This window comes from Hydrogenovibrio crunogenus (assembly GCF_004786015.1).
Classification (GTDB): Bacteria; Pseudomonadota; Gammaproteobacteria; order Thiomicrospirales; family Thiomicrospiraceae; genus Hydrogenovibrio; species Hydrogenovibrio crunogenus.
The window spans coordinates 1,976,787-1,993,740 of the sequence record NZ_CP032096.1; the positions used below are offsets into that span (position 1 = coordinate 1,976,787).

At 43.3% G+C, this 16,954-nt stretch carries 13 protein-coding genes; 2 read left to right on the plus strand and 11 right to left on the minus strand.

Annotated features, from left to right (window positions below):
- The first annotated feature begins 15 nt into the window (after positions 1 to 15).
- Together GHNINEIG_RS09435 and GHNINEIG_RS09440 are read left to right on the plus strand one after the other, a co-directional pair.
- On the plus strand, positions 16 to 897 hold the full coding sequence (locus GHNINEIG_RS09435) for a carbohydrate kinase family protein (protein WP_135796419.1): 882 nt from the start codon (positions 16 to 18) through the stop codon (positions 895 to 897).
- 57 nt (positions 898 to 954) lie between these two features.
- Positions 955 to 2,910 carry an amylosucrase gene (locus GHNINEIG_RS09440; RefSeq protein WP_135796420.1) on the plus strand — a complete coding sequence of 652 codons (1,956 nt, stop codon included), beginning with the start codon at positions 955 to 957 and terminating at the stop codon, positions 2,908 to 2,910.
- A 73-nt stretch (positions 2,911 to 2,983) separates the two neighbouring features.
- Here the strand turns inward: GHNINEIG_RS09440 and glnT are convergent, their stop codons facing one another.
- The 11 genes from glnT to GHNINEIG_RS09495 all read right to left on the minus strand — a co-directional run bounded on the left by glnT (position 2,984) and on the right by GHNINEIG_RS09495 (position 16,940).
- Positions 2,984 to 4,339 (minus strand): type III glutamate--ammonia ligase, encoded by a 1,356-nt coding sequence (gene glnT / locus GHNINEIG_RS09445; protein WP_135796421.1) that lies wholly within the window; start codon positions 4,337 to 4,339, stop codon positions 2,984 to 2,986.
- A gap of 15 nt (positions 4,340 to 4,354) precedes the next feature.
- Complete coding sequence (locus GHNINEIG_RS09450; RefSeq protein ID WP_135796422.1) at positions 4,355 to 5,122, minus strand: creatininase family protein; 768 nt, start codon at positions 5,120 to 5,122, stop codon at positions 4,355 to 4,357.
- Positions 5,123 to 5,273: 151 nt separating this feature from the next.
- Positions 5,274 to 6,251, minus strand: a complete 978-nt coding sequence (locus GHNINEIG_RS09455) for an ABC transporter substrate-binding protein (RefSeq protein ID WP_135796423.1) — start codon at positions 6,249 to 6,251, stop codon at positions 5,274 to 5,276.
- Positions 6,252 to 6,431: 180 nt separating this feature from the next.
- Entirely contained in the window at positions 6,432 to 7,286 is an 855-nt protein-coding gene (locus GHNINEIG_RS09460) for a DMT family transporter (RefSeq protein ID WP_135796424.1), read from the minus strand.
- Positions 7,287 to 7,316: 30 nt separating this feature from the next.
- Positions 7,317 to 8,165, minus strand: a complete 849-nt coding sequence (locus GHNINEIG_RS09465; protein WP_135796425.1) for a sugar phosphate isomerase/epimerase family protein — start codon at positions 8,163 to 8,165, stop codon at positions 7,317 to 7,319.
- Positions 8,166 to 8,170: 5 nt separating this feature from the next.
- Complete coding sequence (locus GHNINEIG_RS09470; protein ID WP_135796426.1) at positions 8,171 to 8,953, minus strand: N-acyl homoserine lactonase family protein; 783 nt, start codon at positions 8,951 to 8,953, stop codon at positions 8,171 to 8,173.
- Between the two features lie 18 nt (positions 8,954 to 8,971).
- Positions 8,972 to 9,985, minus strand: a complete 1,014-nt coding sequence (locus GHNINEIG_RS09475) for a fatty acid desaturase (protein ID WP_135796427.1) — start codon at positions 9,983 to 9,985, stop codon at positions 8,972 to 8,974.
- Positions 9,986 to 10,513: 528 nt separating this feature from the next.
- Positions 10,514 to 11,691, minus strand: a protein-coding gene (locus tag GHNINEIG_RS09480; RefSeq protein ID WP_135795037.1) for an IS3 family transposase whose coding sequence is annotated in 2 segments (ribosomal slippage) — positions 10,514 to 11,427 and positions 11,427 to 11,691 — 1,179 coding nt in all. Because the reading frame shifts where the segments join, the coding sequence is not laid out codon by codon here.
- A 225-nt stretch (positions 11,692 to 11,916) separates the two neighbouring features.
- Positions 11,917 to 15,042 (minus strand): type I restriction endonuclease subunit R, encoded by a 3,126-nt coding sequence (locus GHNINEIG_RS09485; protein ID WP_135796428.1) that lies wholly within the window; start codon positions 15,040 to 15,042, stop codon positions 11,917 to 11,919.
- An 11-nt stretch (positions 15,043 to 15,053) separates the two neighbouring features.
- Positions 15,054 to 16,226, minus strand: a complete 1,173-nt coding sequence (locus GHNINEIG_RS09490) for a Fic family protein (RefSeq protein ID WP_135796429.1) — start codon at positions 16,224 to 16,226, stop codon at positions 15,054 to 15,056.
- A gap of 90 nt (positions 16,227 to 16,316) precedes the next feature.
- A complete protein-coding gene (locus tag GHNINEIG_RS09495; RefSeq protein WP_135796430.1) occupies positions 16,317 to 16,940 on the minus strand; it encodes a GIY-YIG nuclease family protein in 624 nt (207 codons plus the stop codon).
- Positions 16,941 to 16,954 lie beyond the last annotated feature (14 nt).

Consider the following 16,954-nt stretch of genomic DNA (forward strand, 5'->3'; position numbering starts at 1 on the left):
GTGATGCACACTATTATGATGACCCCTTCTAACATTGCCATTTTTGGCGAAGTACTGTTTGATTGTTTCCCAACAGGCGAAAAAGTATTGGGCGGCGCGCCCTTTAATATCGCCTGGCATCTTCAAGCAATGGGGGATTCGCCCACCTTTATCTCAAGAGTCGGTACGGATGACCTAGGCAAACAAATTATCTTGAGCGCTCAAGAATGGGGATTGAAGCCAGACCATATTCAGCTGGATCCGACCCATCCAACCGGGCAAGTCGCCATCACCGTTGAAGAGGGTGAACCCCATTACCTGATTACGCCTGACAGTGCTTATGACTTTATTGATCAACACCTTATTAAGCTGCCCTCTCCGCCCGATATTCTGTATCATGGAACTTTAGCTTTGAGAAACAAGCCCTCTCGCCAAGCTTTGGAAGCACTCATCCAAACCACTGGTGCGCCTTTATTTTTAGATGTAAACCTTCGTGACCCGTGGTGGCAGAAAGACGATGTCGAACAGTGGTTATCTCGAGCGACTTGGGTCAAACTAAACATTGATGAACTCAAAACACTCGGGTTTGCCACAAACCATACTGAATCTGAAATGCGTCAATTTCAGAACCAGTTTGACTTGGAGCAAGTGATTGTCACACGAGGGAGTGAAGGCCCCATTGTGCTCACCCAAGACAACCAATTTCATGAAAAAAAACCGGATGATTTAGCCAAATTTGTTGACACCGTTGGCGCTGGCGATGCCTTTACTGCGGTTTACATTCATGGTCTAATGTCTAAGTGGTCAATTGAAAAAACATTGGCTGCAGCACAAGGATTTGCCAGTCAAGTCATCGGTATCCGGGGTGCCACATCTACCGACCCCGCATTTTATCAACAATTTATTGATACACTTTAGTAACCAGACACGTTAAGTAGCACCCAAGATCGTTTAATTCAAACTATTAGGTAGCGTATGTACGAACAAATATCTCATTCTTTACTCAACGATATCCTAAATCAGATTAAGCCAGATATTTATGAACAGGACTTACGGCATTTCTACACTCGCCTGGGTGCAAACTTCTACGCCATTCATTCCTTGTTTGACCGACTTTACGGTAATCGACCAGATTTTAAAGAACAATCTCTACGATTAGTCGAGACCATGGCACGCCAATACATCAAGCGCCCGGACAAGTTGAAGGATTTGGACATTGAAAGGGAAGATGATTACAACTGGTTTCTGAGTCAAGAATGGGTGGGCATGGCGCTCTACTCCAATGGGTTTGCCAATGACCTGAAAGGCATGAAAGAACACTTGAGTTATTTTCAGGAACTGGGCGTCAACCTCGTGCACATTATGCCAATCATGAAATGTCCGGAAGGGCGAAGTGACGGTGGCTACGCCATCAGCGACTTTCGTGAAATCGACGACCGTATCGGAACGTTAGAAGATTTGAACGAATTGTCTTCTGAAATGCAGCAAAGAGACCTGCTTCTGGTGCTCGATGTGGTGTTGAACCATACCTCGGATGAACATGAATGGGCGCAAAAAGCACGTTCTGGTGACCCCGTATATCAAGACTACTTTTACACATTTGAATCTCGCAATATTCCGGACATGTTTGAACAAAGCATGCTGGAGGTCTTTCCTGAAACCGCTCCCGGTAACTTCACTTGGGATGAGGAAATGCAGCGCTGGGTCATGACGGTCTTCAACAATTACCAATGGGATTTGAACTACAGCAACCCTGCCGTCTTTATCGAGATGCTCGATGTGATTCTGTTTTGGGCCAATCAAGGGGCAGACATTCTTCGATTGGATGCCGTGGCCTTTCTATGGAAAAAAATCGGCAGCACCTGCCAAAACGAACACGAAGCGCACCTGATCTTACAGCTTTTAAAAGACTGTTGTCAGGTCACCGCACCCGGCGTACTTTTTATTGCGGAAGCAATTGTGGCCCCCGTTGAAGTCACAAAATACTTCGGTGAAGATGCCGTCATCGCCAAAGAGTGTGAAATCGCTTATAACGCTACGTTTATGGCTTTGATGTGGGATGCGGTCGCGACCAAAAATGCCAAATTGTTGAATCAGGGCATCAAAAGCCTTCCAGTCAAGTTGGAGCGCGCAACCTGGTTGAACTATGTGCGCTGCCATGATGACATCGGGCTTGGATTTGATGACAAAGATATTATCAAAGCAGGCTACGACCCTAATTCTCACCGTCGATTTTTGATTGATTATTTAACAGGACAATTTGATGATTCGCATGCGCGAGGTCTACCGTTTGGTGAAAATGCCAAAACCGGTGACGCTCGTATCTCTGGCTCCCTTGCCTCGTTGGTTGGATTGCAATATGCCATGGAAACCGGCGACATTGAAGCCACTGAAGATGCGGTGAAAATCATTTTATTACTGCACAGCATGATTCTGGCATTTGGTGGTATCCCTTTGCTTTATTACGGTGATGAGATCGGAACCTTGAACGATGATGCCTACTTATCTGATCCAAATAAAATGGATGATAATCGCTGGGTGCATCGTCCTCATATTGATTGGGAAAAAACTGAACGCCGTAACACGACAGGCACAGTCGAATATCAAATCTTCAGTGCTTTGAAAAAAATGATTGCGGTACGTAAGGAAATCAGCGTGTTTTCTGACTTCAACAACCGAGAACTGATTGAGGTCGACAATGAGAACCTGTTTGTTATCAGCCGGTTTGACCCGCACAAATTCAGCGACCGCGTACTGGTGGTGGCTAACTTCAACAGCAAACCGCAATCTTTGAATCTGGAAGAAGTGAGTAGCTGGGGAAGTTACCAAAATGGTGAATTAATGGATTTATATACCCGACAGAGTCCGGAAATTTTCAACAATGCGTTGATTGTGCCAGGCTTCAGCTTTTATTGGCTATATGAAATGTAATATCGCTCCGTCCAAACGAAAAAACGACCAGGCCTGGTCGTTTTTTCATTCCAAATACAGTGAAAAATAACGGTTAAAACAAGTGGCTGTATCGCTCAATTTCCCAAGCGGATACCGTACGATGATATTCTTCCCACTCTTGTGATTTATATTTAATAAACTCATCACTCAAGCCTTTCCCCAACACCTTTTCAACAAACGGATCTTCGGCAAACGCACGCACCGCTTCACCTAAGTTTTGCGGTAAGAATTCAATCCCTTTTTCAGCTCTTTCTGCTTCAGACAACTCATACAGGTTTTCTTCTTGTGGCAAACCTGGGTCGAGTTTCTCTTTAATGCCTTCCAACCCAGCGGCCAAAACAAGTGCCGAAGCCAAATATGGATTGACCGAACCATCCGCGTTACGCGATTCAAAACGTCCGCCGCCTAAAGGCACACGCACGGAATTGGTTCGGTTGTTGGAACCAAACGAATTAAACACCGGCGCCCAAGAAAAAGTCGCCATCGCCCCTTGTCGAATCAGTCGCTTATAACTGTTTACCGTCGGTGAAAACACCGCACATAAAGCCGGGCCATGCTTTAAAACGCCAGCGATAAACTGATAACCCAGTTCCGTTAACCCTAACCCTCTTGGATCATCTTTCGGGTCGCAGGCAAACACATTCTTGCCGGTTTCTTTATCGAACAACGACATATTGAAGTGCGCCCCATTCCCGGTTTTATCCGCAAACGGTTTGGGCATCAATGTCGCCAACAAGCCTTCTTCCTGTGCATAATGCTTTGCCATATAACGGAAGAAAATAAAACGGTCACACATGGTCAATGCATCGCTGTACTGGAAATCGAATTCATATTGACCGTTTGCATCCTCATGATCCAACGAATACAAATCCCACCCTAGGTCATTGATGGTCGTGGCCATCTTATCCAGCCAGGTAAAACGATTCATAAAGCTGCGAACATCGTAACAAGGTTTAATCAACTTATCGTCCCGATCGGGAACCGACAAGGAACCATCCTCTTCTTCTTTCAGCACAAACAACTCACATTCGATACCGAGATTAAATCCAAACCCCATTTCTTCGGCTTCTGCCAGTACTTTCTTTAAAGCCACCCGTGTGCTGATTTCATAAGGCTCGCCGTGCAAAGTGTTATCTGCCGCCATCCAGGCAACTTCCGGCTGCCAAGGCAACTGAATTAAACTGTTTAAATCCGGCACGGATGCGATTTCATCCTCATTCGGCATTTGTCCTAACCCATCCAGTGCATACCCGGTGTACAGTTCAGATCCTTCAAGCATATGCCCCAAATGATCAATCGGGACAAATTTTCCCTTTGGTATTCCATGAATATCGACATAAGCGCCTAAACAATATTTGACGCCCATGTCTTTTAATGCCTGTTTCTTATTCTCAATATCATGACTCATAACTTCTTATCTCTTTTAAAGGTTTGTTTTATCAAAATAGCCATACGGCAGAGGGGACGTTTCCGTCATTCCTTTTTTGACCACACAACTTAAATCTTCAACCATCCAGCTAAATAACTCTTGGCCTTTTTCGAACGTTGCCAAACTCGGACATCCGGTCACACCGTTTAAGCTGGTGCGGTTTACGGGGTGCGAAAACACACAGCTCTCCGTTCGATCAGGGTCATCACTGTCTTGCAATTTATCTTCTCGTACCAACTCTGGCGCCAGCGCCATCATCAACGAGGTTTCTGCTTCATTGGCATGCCAGTCTTCGGCATCTTCAAAGTGGCGGTCTTTCACTCGCTCACTCACCGTTGCCGAATTGACCAGCGCCACCATAAAACCATCATGCTCCGCACGCAGCATTTCCAACGCACAGCGTAAAGGGGCGAAGTTGGAAACATGACTGTTTAAAATAAACAATCGCTTAAACCCGGAAGCATGCACCCAATCGCCAACTTCCTTAACCACATCGATTAAGGTCTTCGGTTGCAGTGCAATCGTGCCCGGCCAGCGTTCTGAATGCCCGATGGAACAGCCATAAGGCAATGTCGGCAATAAAGCCACCTCCGTTTGTTCAGAGACTTTTTCTGCCAGTTGACTGGCAATCTCCGAATCCATCCCACAACCCAAATGCGGACCATGTTGTTCCGTCGCCCCTACCGGTAACAACGCCGAATCGATACCGGAATTCACCAATCGGGACACTTCTTCCCATGTCATCTGATGCCATTGGTTCATTTTTTTCTACCTAAAATCCCTCTTTTTCATACACAAACCAACCCCTTGCCAGAAAGAGACCTTCTAACAATATATTGAAAATGAAAAAGAATTTAATTAAGAAAATAGCCGCAGAGCTGCGGCTATGATTATTTAAAACGACTGGGTTGGATTACATTCCCAGCGTTATAGAAGGGTCAATATATGATTTGATATCTTGTGGATCAGCGTAAACTTTATTGGCAACGTTAAAGTCATCAGATAGCTTGGTTGAACCATAGATTGAGCTAAATCCGTCACCTTTCTTGAAGTGTTTCTTAGCTTCTTCTAAAGATAAGATCTTAGTCCCTTTTACAAACTGACTATACTTCTCAGGCGTTAACCCGACACGTGATGCCATAATTGCAATCGCATCCGCTTTGGTTTTAGGATCATTCACGTAATCAACAACCTTATACCAAACCTTAGCCACTTTTTCCCACTCGTCACGCTTCGCAGAATAACTGCTTGGAGAGACGCATAGCATGTCATAGATTAGACCCGGCTCATCCGCACTGGTATAAATCGGTTTTGATCCAGGAACAAGATCCAGAGCTGAACCTGAACTTGGCTGCCATGCCACAATCGCATCCACTTGACCAGAAGCCAATACTTGTGGCGTTTCGTTAGTTGGAACGTTCACCAACGTTACATCAGATTCTGACATCCCATTGTCTTTTAAAGCATTTAACAGTAATAAATGACTCACGAAACCAACTTCAACGCCTACTTTCTTACCTTTTAAATCTTTAATCGAATCAATGCCTGGGGCACCAATCACCATGTCATTGCCATTACTGTAATCGTTCATTAAGAACATGACACTTTGCGCGCCTGTCGCACCGGTCACCAAAGCATCACCATTGGTCATACCCACAGCATCGATTTGCCCCGCTGCGAATGCATCCATAGAAGCAACATAATCAAACCATTCAAACTTAACATCCACACCTTCTTTGGCGAACCAGTCTTTTTCAATGGCTACTTCCCAAGCAACCCATCCTGGCCAATCACTGTAACCAATTTTCAACGGTTCCGCACTCACTGAAAGCGCTTGAGCGGAAAGGAATAATCCTGAGAACAATCCTAATAGTTTTTTACGAGAGAACATCTTGACACCACCCTAAGTTATTACAAATTAAAAGAAAGGTAATAACTTATAAACACACTATGAACCAGTTTTCTATAAATCATTATTTATCAAAAAGTTAACAAAATAACAATCTTTTAAAAGACGTATATAAAAATATTTTTTGCATCAATATAGAACATAAAATCACATAATGTTTCATTATTGTGCGCGTCGAGCTTCTAAAAAAGCAGCCAACATAATCAAACTGCCGCCAACCATTTCCAGCGGTGTCATGGTCTCACCTAAAATCAAACTCGCCGACACCACCGCAGTCACCAATTCCATGATAATGATGATGGAAGAACGCCCTGCCTCAATATGTGTGACCGCCCACTGCGTTCCAAAATTAGCGGCCATCATCCAAACAGCAGCATATAGGAATAAAATCCCCCAGGCCTGGCCAGAAACATCGAATGACACTGGAATCTCCATCTGAGTAATAACCGCGCCTGCCAATAAAAAAGCACCGAAAAACATGAACGCTAACTTAATTTTGACCGGAACTGCCTGTGAAACACGAAACACAATATTATTCATCGCAAATAAAAATCCAGACAACAAGGCAACCCCGTCAATCCATGAGGGAGGCGCCACAAAAGCGTGCAACCCACCCACCACTAAAAAGGCGCCGAAAATTGAAAATCCCACCCCCAGCCATCGGATCTGATCAATCTTCTCTTGGAGAAAGATGCGCCCTCCCAGTACGCCCCAAAGCGGTACCAGGTAAAACAACACCATGACCCGAATCACTTCGCCATAAACCAGCGCAGTATTAAAAGCGAGCTGGGCACCACCGCCCAACAAAGCCACCCCTAACAACACTTTCCATGACGTTAAAATATGATGCCGTTCCCGCCAAGCCCAAGGCAGAATCAAAATAAACATAATCAGATACAAAAAAAGGGTCAACGGAACCCCATCAAACCCCATCTGATTCAGATACTTCAAAGGAAGCCAGGTTAACCCCCATAAAACTGAGGCACTAAAAAGCACGAAGATCGCGACTGCTTCCATATAAAAGATCCTTATTAATTTTCGTATTGATTAAACTTGAGACTTTAAAAACTGATTGAAATGCTGACGCTCGGTTTGCGCCATCCATTGATTGATTTGCCAGATATCCGCGACAGGTGCTTGCGTGAAAGGCAATAAATGACAATAACCATCCGGCCCAAATTCCGGGGTCATGGTTGTAAAGGCTTTGCCCTGATCCAAATGATCATGCCAAATAGCTTGCCAAAAAGTCTGATGCGAACGCAGTGCCGCTTCATACTCCGGTGCAGCCGGATGAGGTACTTGAGGTCCTTGATCGTATCCAACGCGAGCATGGACATGCGCCACCCGTGGCACCAACTGCATCAATGTCTCCATTTCCGAATCCATCAGACGCTCACACACCACACACCAATGACTGATGTCCGCGGTCAACTTTAAATCCGGCAATTGCTGCACGATTCTTAAGGTCGACCACGGATTAAAGAAAGGACGACTCCGGTGCGTTTCAAAACTCAACGGCAGCCCATACTCTTTTGCAATACCTAACGCCTCGCCATAAAAGTCCACACTTTGAGATTCTTCCCAAGCATCACAACCGGTTAAACAGGTGGCCGCCACAGGCGACAATATCAAACTGGCTTCCAGCCGTCTTTTAAAATCATCCAAGTGTTGTTTGGGCGTCCAATCTCGCTGAGGCACATAATCCCCACCGGTGACAATCTCGGCAATGTAATCCAATCCATTTTGATTTAACTGATCGCGCCACTCTTTCTGTTCGGTAACGACTAATGGCGCTGGGCCTTCAATTCCATCAAACAAAGCGTCTTTGGCTTGAAGGCAGGCCTGGTCAAATTTAAGCGTATTGCCCCAAAGGCTTTTAAACAATTTAAGTTCCATTCGCATCACTCAAAATGTTTTGGAAAACGATTATGGCGCTGAAAAAATTCCCAGTCATGATTCGGCCACAAATTGGCTTCATTTTTTTGGCTTAGATATTTCAACTTCTGAATACTTTCAATCGCCAGTTGCTCATTGTCTTGCCAACACAATCCCGGGGCGATTTCTTCTTCGATATTCTCAGAAAGATCGGCCGCGTCGCCCGCCAATAAAATCGGGCTGCCTTTTGGCATCTCAATCAACATCGACATATGCCCCGCAGTATGTCCCGGTGTTTCAATCGCGCTGACACCCGGCACCAAATCATACTCACCCGTTTGAATCTTCCAGTTCAAAGGCAATTCAAAATCCGAAGCAAAATAGGCATCATCCGCCGGCTCTTTAGCCGCCTGCATTTCTTTTGCATGCACATGCACTTCCGCATGACAAAATTCACACAACCCACCCGCATGATCAAAATGCAAATGACTACAAAAAACCAAATCAATATCTTCCGACTGAAGACCTAACACTTCCAAACGATTCGGCAGTCGCTCTTCTTCAGACATTTCTGGTGGACCAAACGGAAAGGCATCATTTTCGTAATATTGCTTTCTTTGGTCGTCTTGTTGAATCTTTTGGTAATCACACCCCACATCAAACAAAATTCGACCATTTGTCGTTTCAATCAAATATGCCAAAATCGGTGCTTTGATCAACTCTCCATGCCCTCTATTTCGAGTTGAAAGCGTTTTTTCGTAGGTATGTCGACCGGTTAAAATCGGCCAAAATTTGGTTACTTGTGTCATAAGCCTGCTCTTTTAAGATTAATGTGCGGTTAAAAAGGAAACCCCATCCACCCCGATAAAACTTTCCCCTTCATCTTGCTTCACCGGTAGATTAACCGGATCGCCATTCAGGATTCTCGGCACACGATAACGATGAAAACTTTTGATTAAATGCTTAAAGGTCAAAATCTGCTGATAGTCGTTGCCGAACATCTCGGCATGCAGTTTCGGCAATCGATACCAAGGTTGCAGCATGCTTTTGTGATGCACATTGTGATAACAAAAATTCAACACCAACAAATTCACCCAAGGGTAACGCAGCGACAACAAATTAGAATAGGTATTATGTTCTTCAAACTCAGCGTCTCTGAGTTTCGCCTCTGGTCCTCTTTTCTGATCCAATGTTTCAAACACTTCATAAGTATGTTGATGCACATCCATAAAACGCATCACCGTCAAAAACATTAAATAAGCGATGGGATACAACCAAAGCACATCAATGGAAATGGACGCCAAGCCCCAGAAAAAAGCCACTCTTAAAATCAGAACCGTCACGACATGGGTTCTGCGTGCACGACGACTCTCTTTGATAAACGGAAGGACAATCACCAAAAAGTGCATCCAAATTTCCAGTGCCGGAATATACGCCCATTCGAAAGCTTTAATGACTTTTAAAAACAGAGGATGCTTTTGTAATAAAGGACGGAAATCAAAAGAAACCACATCGGCTCGGTCAATGTGATGTCGGTTATGTTTGTTTTGAATATCTTCAAAGTGAGAATAACTGGTGCCCGTGACCCATAACAGGATTTCAGAAAACCACTGGTTATGTTTTTTATTCCTAAACAAACTGTGGTGCGCGGCTTCGTGAATCAAATAAGCGGCAATCACCATCGAGTGCGCCAACATCACCACACCAATTACATTCAGCCAAAGAGGCTCTGACAAAACAAACACAAAGCCAAACACATACGTTAACGCAATATAGGTAAATGCTAAAAAATTAGGTAACTTTGCATCTTCATGCCTGAATAAAGACTGCTTGTTATCCATCACTCACCACCCGACCCTAAACGCCTTAGTTATTATGAAATATAAAATTTGTAATAACTAAGTTAGCAGTGACCATGCCATAAACATAAGGTATTGATTTTGAATGGATTAATGAATATTTTGTTATTTAGAGGAATTAGAATTGCACCAATAAAGTGCTAAAAAAATTTAAGAATAGTGAATAAAGTTATTAGCAACTATTAGAAAAAATTAAAATGGTGCCTCATCTGTGACTTGAACACAAACCTACCAGTTATGAGACGAAGACTCTATTAACATATTATTATACAAATATCAACAAGTTAAACTACAGACTCCTTCCCAAAAACCTGCCTTAAACATGCTTAAAAAGGATTTAAATACGTTAAGTTAGCCTAAGTTGTGGGAAAGAAGAAATACAAAAATCCACTACTAAAACAAAGATCAGGAAGACCTTACAATCTCAGTAACCAAAATACTTTTCAAGCGCGAGTTAAGCCTACTTAGCAAATCTGCACTTAATTCATTACCTCCCTCAATATGTAGTGGTCAAGTAAATTTGGCCACGTCTTTAGAGCAATTTAACCAGTAAATCTGCTCCGCCTTATTTGGCGTTTTACCGCCGTTAAATTGATGCGGCCTCACCTGTGAGTAATACCCCAGAATGTAATTTCCGATGTGTTTTTTGGCCTCTGCCAGATTCCGATAACCCGCTGTTGGAATCCATTCAGTCTTTAAGCTTCTAAAGAAGCGTTCCATTGGGCTGTTATCCCAGCAATTTCCTCTGCGACTCAAGCTCTGTTTTATCTTGTATCGCCACAGCGATTGGCGATATTTAACACTGGTATAATGGGTTCCTTGGTCGGAGTGAAACATCACACCTTCCGGTTTCCCCCTAGACTCATGAGCTATCGTTAAGGCTTTGACTGTCAATTCCGAATCAGGAGAGTAACTCATAGCCCAGCCAATAGGTTTTCTGGCAAACAGGTCTAGCACTACGGCAAGATAAGCCCAGCGATTGCCCGTCCAGATATAGGTGACATCACCCGACCACACTTCGTTCGGTTTACTCGGTGAAAACTGTCTATCGAGCAAGTTAGGTATGGCAATGTGTTCTTGCAACGCTTTTTTGTAGTTATGCTTCGGCAACTGGCAGCTTTGTAGTCGCAATTGCTTCATCATCTTGCCAGCACGATAACGACTGATTGGTAATTCTCTATCAGAGGATATCTGCTCAATCGTTCTTGCCCCGGCTGAACCGTTGCTTTCCGCATGAATTCGCCGAACCATAGCGAGTTCTTTAACTCGTTTGGCATTCGGTCGTCTGCGACGATTTTTCCAGTATTTAAACGTGCTACGGTGAACCTGGAAGACCTTGCAAAGACGCTTGACTGAATAGCGCTCCTGAAGCTTTTTGATGACCTTCAGCTGTTCAGTGAATCCGACATCAAGAGCGCTGTAGCCTTTTTTAATATGTCTTTTTCCTCTTCGAGGTACTTAACCCGCTTTTTGAGTTGCTGAATCTCAATCTGTTCAGGCGTTAAAGCACTGGCTTTAGGCGTTTTACCTTTGCGTTCTTCACGCAACTGCTTAACCCACTTATTCATCGTTGATAAACCAACACCCATGGCTTCAGCGGCTTCTGATGCCGTATAGCCCTGGTCAACGACCAATTGCGCAGATTCAAGTTTGAATTCGGCTGAAAATGTTCTTCTTGTCTTTGTCATTTTGACTCACCTTTTTGATTTAGATGCATTTTAGCATCTCCAATTAGGTGGCCAATTTCACTTTACCACTACAAAGAGATAATAAAAGCCCTGAACAATGAGGGCTTTTTTATTTGTTTAGAAACTCCTCAAAATTCTTGAATACTGATTACCTTCTTTTAATCTACTGCCATTCTTTATCGCTTAAGTCAGAACATATCAAGACTATGCTCTACCTCTCTATTATCAGCGCGATGAAGCAGAACTAATATGTTCATAAACCATTCCCAAAATCAAACGTGCAAACCCATTTTGGACCTGTTCATTACGAAGCACCTGTGTTGCCATATTTTGGTGGTTATCCATACTCTCGATAACAGCATTAGTAATCAAAGCCGGAAAATCCCCTAGCATCGTTTGTTCTGGAGTATTTACTTTAAACTGGGCCATTACACCTTCATTTTCCATCACTTTATCGCGAATTGTCTGAGCATAATTTAGCTTATCATCTTCAGTCAATTCCCCCGCAAACAACTCATTCATGACTTCTACTATATGCGCAAGCGTATCTGCTTTGCGGTCTTTACCGTAAGCAGAACCTGGCTCTTTAATTCCACGTATTTCAGAACCTGTTAAATCGATGTTATAGGTCTTTTGATTTTTAATATTGTAATGAGTCATCTCCACTTCAGATAAGTCGATAGGAGGCTCATACTCGCCTGTTACTAGATTCGGAACCAGTCCTTTGGCAAAAGCATTTAACTTCTCTAACTCTTCATCACCATAGTCCACTATTTGTGATAAAAACTCATACATTCTCGCAAAGGTCCCTAAGTCTTTTTTGAAAATATCCAGCTCATCTTTATCTTCTTTCGAACCTTTCAGATCCATTTCCGCGTTATGAATTAAAGCCTCATCTTGATTGGCTTTTGCCATATTTAAAGCATCTCTTGCAGAGTTAATCGCCTGAACAACCCTCTTATATCGGTGATTAAATCGATCCGACGCTGGCTTAACCGCTGAAGCCATCGCTGCTTGTGTGCCTTTAGGATCAAAAAACGCTTTGGCAAACTGATCGACTTCTTGTTGGGTATAAATGGAACTTGAATCCAGTTTAATTTGTAAATCAAATATCAGATTTGGATCCGTCACTGCATCAAGCTTAGCTGATGTATAGTAAGGATCAAATGCCTCTTTAATCTCTTCGGGTTTATTAAAAAAATCTAGAATAAACGTCTTATCTTTTCCTGGGTAGGTACGATTTAAACGTGACAATGTTTGCACCGCATCAACGCCGCTTAACTTCTTATCCACATACATTGCACACAGCTTTGGCTGATCAAAACCAGTCTGGAATTTATTCGCCACCAGCATCACTTGATACTCATCGGTATCAAACGCCTTACGCATATCACGACCTTTTAACCCTGGGTTCTGATTAATTTCTGTATATTCTTTAGGCTCCCCTTCCACATCATCCACCACACTCCCAGAATAAGCGACCATGGCCTGTAAATTCGGATACCCCTGATCTTCAATGTATTGATCAAACGCAATCTTATAACGTACTGCTTCTTTGCGTGAAGACGTCACCACCATGGCTTTAGCTTTGCCGCCCAATAAAGGGGCGATATTGGTTCTGAAGTGCTCGATAATAATCTCGATTTTCTGTGCGATGTTGTATGGGTGCAGTTTCACCCACTTAGCCAGCTGAACCTTGGCTTTTTTACTGTCCACTTCTTTATCATCATCGTGACTGGCCAGTTTGTAAGCCACATCGTAAGTGGTGTAGTTTTGCAGAACATCCAAAATAAAGCCTTCTTCAATGGCCTGTTGCATTGTGTAAATATGAAAAGGTTCTGGCTTATTTTCATCGGATAATGGTAATTCAGGATGCTTAGGACGCCCAAACATCTCCATAGTTTTTGGTTTTGGTGTCGCCGTAAAGGCAAAGAAACTGATGTTCTTGCGATTGGTATTGGCTTCCAAGGTGGCATTCAACACATCTTCCGCTGAAATCTCTTCGTCCTCTTCTATCTGTTGAGCACTCAGTACTTCCTTTAGCTTTTTAGCGGTGCTGCCAGACTGCGAAGAGTGCGCTTCATCCGCAATAATGGCGAATGTTTTATCTTTTAGCGAGGTCCTTTCTTGAATCACTTCCAACACAAACGGAAAGGTTTGAATTGTGACCACAATAACCGACGCGGAATGTTCTAATGCATCCGCTAACTTAGCTGACTTGCTCCCCTCGCCTTCTTCTCGGTTAATAGTGACCACCACGCCACTTTTATGGTCAAACTGAGTAATAGTCTCTTGCAGCTGAGAATCCAGAACGGTTCGATCTGTTAACACTATGACGGTATCAAAGACTTGTTGTTGCCCTGTATCATGAAGAGATGAAAGCTGGTGTGCCAACCAGGCGATGGAATTGGATTTTCCCGATCCCGCACTATGTTGAATCAGATAGTTATGCCCCGATCCCTGTTCTTTGGCATCAGCAATAAGTGCTCGAACTGCATCAAGCTGGTGATAACGCGGAAAGATCAGCGATTCTTTCAAATGCTTCTTGCCGGTATGATCTTCTTTGTACTCTTGTTGCAGGTGCAAAAAACGCCCTAATATGCGTAACCAAGTGTCCTTGGCAAAAATCTCTTCCCATAGATAGGCAGTCGTATAACCATGTGGATTAGGAGGATTGCCCGCCCCGCCGTTACGCCCCTTGTTAAACGGCAAGAAAAAGGTATCTTTGCCGTTTAATTTAGTGGTCATATAGACTTCATCGGTACTCACCGCAAAGTGCACCAAAGCACGCTTTTTAAACGCTAACAGAGGCTCTTCTTGTCTGGTTTTGGGGTCTTTAGGTTGGCGGTCGTATTTGTATTGATTAATGGCATCCTGTACGTTCTGGGTAAAATCGGTTTTCAGCTCTAAAGTTGCCACCGGCAAACCATTCACAAACAGCACCAAATCAATCGAATTCTGATTATGTTCGGAATAATAAACTTGCCTTACCACACGTAAAATATTCTGCTGATACTTTTTTACCAGGCCTGGTGTGGGTAAATCGGGCTGAAACTGACATAATCGAAACTTACCGCCAATAAACTTCATCTCATTACGCAAATAAAACAACGCGCCCTGCTTATCCAGGTTCTTGGCCACCTCTTTCACCAAGTGCGAATCCGTATCCGTCGCATAACGCTTGGCAAATTTCTCATAAGCTTCAGGTTGCGTGTTTTTGACAAAACTCACCACATCTTCAGGATACAAAGCCAACGCCTTGTCGTAGTCATCAGATTGTCCTTCAATCCAATCATGATTGGTAAGATGCTGGATGATTTCAGTTTCAAATACGATTTCTTTATGTTTCATATTGTCTCTATTTAAAAGTCTTCTATAAAACCTGGCATCAACTCACCCTTTTTATTTACCAAGATCAGCTTTAATTCTTTCAGCTTAGATAAATCTCTAGACTTGGTTTTATCGGTCAGCTTGCTATACAGCGCTAAATACCACGGCGCCTTTTTCAACTCACTCAAAGACATTCCAGCACCATTATGTAAAACCGCATTCACAATCGCATACTGTCGGTCATTAATCTGCTTTTCATCATGTATTCGCTTCAAGTTCGCTTCAAATAACACAATATGAATCAGTCGATTCACACGATCATGTAAGTGATTAATCGTTTCCAGCATGCCCTCTAAAAAGAATTCCACGAATTCTGCATTGGCAAATTCATTCTTCTTGTCCGCCGCCTTTCTACAACGATTAAACAGCGCAAAATACTCATGAATATTTCTTAAATAGTAATTCGCTTGGGCAAAAGGTGCATACCGAAACCCGTCAGAATACAGAATACCCGCTTCCAATACGCGCCCGACCCGGCCATTTCCATCCCAAAAAGGATGTATCAACTCAAAATACAAATGAACCAATGGGGCGCGTATCAATGCAGGCACGCCTTTTTCGGCCAGCTCAGCCTGCCACGCCAATAAAGATTCCAGCAATAGTCGAATATCTTTCCCAAGCTGAGGCGGCTTATAAACGCCCCCATGTTCGGCATTACCCACCCGTGTTACGATTCCTTTTGGATTGTCTCGCAACAATCCTGGTTCGTTGTTTTCATTATCGGCTTCTAAGCCGTCATAAACTAATTGATGAATTTTCAGAACATCGGCTAGTGAGGGTTGCCAACCTTTTTGCACCGACACCTCACGAATATAATCGTAGGCATTTCGAATATTCACTGCACGCTTCTGCTGAATGTTTTGAACTTGCTCTGGAGAAAGCGATAACGCCTCTTGAGTCTCCTGCTCAGAAAGCTCGCCGCCTTCAATCGTATTGGTGCCAAAAACCGAACTGACTACCACCTCTTTTTCAAGGTCGTTCGCCACCGTCGCTAATGGCGAGGTACGAAAACGTTCCTGAGCATCCATAACCCGCTGCAACAACACAGCCAAATCGTCATCATTTAGGCCAAGCTGAAACTTAACAATGCCTGACCGGATCGTCTCAACTCGTTTTGTTAAGGTTTCGTCCAACAAAATGTCCATTAAATTGTCCAGATAAAAAAAAGAGTATTTTACTTATTATTCAAACATTTACATAGATTTAACTATACTTAACGTCTAAAAAAATGTCCACTAAAAATCTTCTAAAGTGTAAGTTTCATTATAGATACTTAACAGGTCTTTTCCATTGTAAAACCAATACCCCGCAGGTTGAACGCTATAATCCAACTCCAAAACGATTCTGGTTGCCCGAGTTAACGACATTTCTTCGCCATTAAACAAGACTTTCTTTTCAGAAATGACCTCAGCGGTAATCGAATCATCCTCTACATAAACTAAAGTTGAACCAATAGGAATACCCATTTCGACATAGTTCATATTAGGACGTCTTTTGGCTTTTTTAGCCGAATTCTTTTCAGACTCACTTACTCCCACATTCAGCTGCTGATTAACCTGTGGCGTGACCTCCTTAAGTCTTAACAGTTTTAATACCGCTATCGCCTGCTCTGGCTCAATGTCAAAAAATTCTCGTTTAGGGTTAACACGATTTGGATGAAAAGCTATATGTAATGCCTGCTCCACCACGGAACAATCCTCAACCTCAACCGCATACACACACTCAAACGGCAAAGGCACGCCAGTTGAATACAATTGCGACATACGCTGCTCCACATCGGTTTGCGTAGTCTTGCCAATCTTGACCATATTCGGCATCGCTGGATTGGTTAAGACATAGACGATTTGGTTTTCATTCATTTGCATTATCATAA

What these genes read in the sequence shown, in the direction of transcription:
- GHNINEIG_RS09435 (WP_135796419.1), top strand. Translation starts at nt 16, where the DNA reads ATGATGACCCCTTCTAACATTGCCATTTTTGGCGAAGTACTGTTTGAT.
- GHNINEIG_RS09440 (WP_135796420.1), top strand. Translation starts at nt 955, where the DNA reads ATGTACGAACAAATATCTCATTCTTTACTCAACGATATCCTAAATCAG.
- glnT (WP_135796421.1), bottom strand. Translation starts at nt 4,339, where the DNA reads ATGAGTCATGATATTGAGAATAAGAAACAGGCATTAAAAGACATGGGC.
- GHNINEIG_RS09450 (WP_135796422.1), bottom strand. Translation starts at nt 5,122, where the DNA reads ATGAACCAATGGCATCAGATGACATGGGAAGAAGTGTCCCGATTGGTG.
- GHNINEIG_RS09455 (WP_135796423.1), bottom strand. Translation starts at nt 6,251, where the DNA reads ATGTTCTCTCGTAAAAAACTATTAGGATTGTTCTCAGGATTATTCCTT.
- GHNINEIG_RS09460 (WP_135796424.1), bottom strand. Translation starts at nt 7,286, where the DNA reads ATGGAAGCAGTCGCGATCTTCGTGCTTTTTAGTGCCTCAGTTTTATGG.
- GHNINEIG_RS09465 (WP_135796425.1), bottom strand. Translation starts at nt 8,165, where the DNA reads ATGGAACTTAAATTGTTTAAAAGCCTTTGGGGCAATACGCTTAAATTT.
- GHNINEIG_RS09470 (WP_135796426.1), bottom strand. Translation starts at nt 8,953, where the DNA reads ATGACACAAGTAACCAAATTTTGGCCGATTTTAACCGGTCGACATACC.
- GHNINEIG_RS09475 (WP_135796427.1), bottom strand. Translation starts at nt 9,985, where the DNA reads ATGGATAACAAGCAGTCTTTATTCAGGCATGAAGATGCAAAGTTACCT.
- GHNINEIG_RS09485 (WP_135796428.1), bottom strand. Translation starts at nt 15,042, where the DNA reads ATGAAACATAAAGAAATCGTATTTGAAACTGAAATCATCCAGCATCTT.
- GHNINEIG_RS09490 (WP_135796429.1), bottom strand. Translation starts at nt 16,226, where the DNA reads ATGGACATTTTGTTGGACGAAACCTTAACAAAACGAGTTGAGACGATC.
- GHNINEIG_RS09495 (WP_135796430.1), bottom strand. Translation starts at nt 16,940, where the DNA reads ATGAATGAAAACCAAATCGTCTATGTCTTAACCAATCCAGCGATGCCG.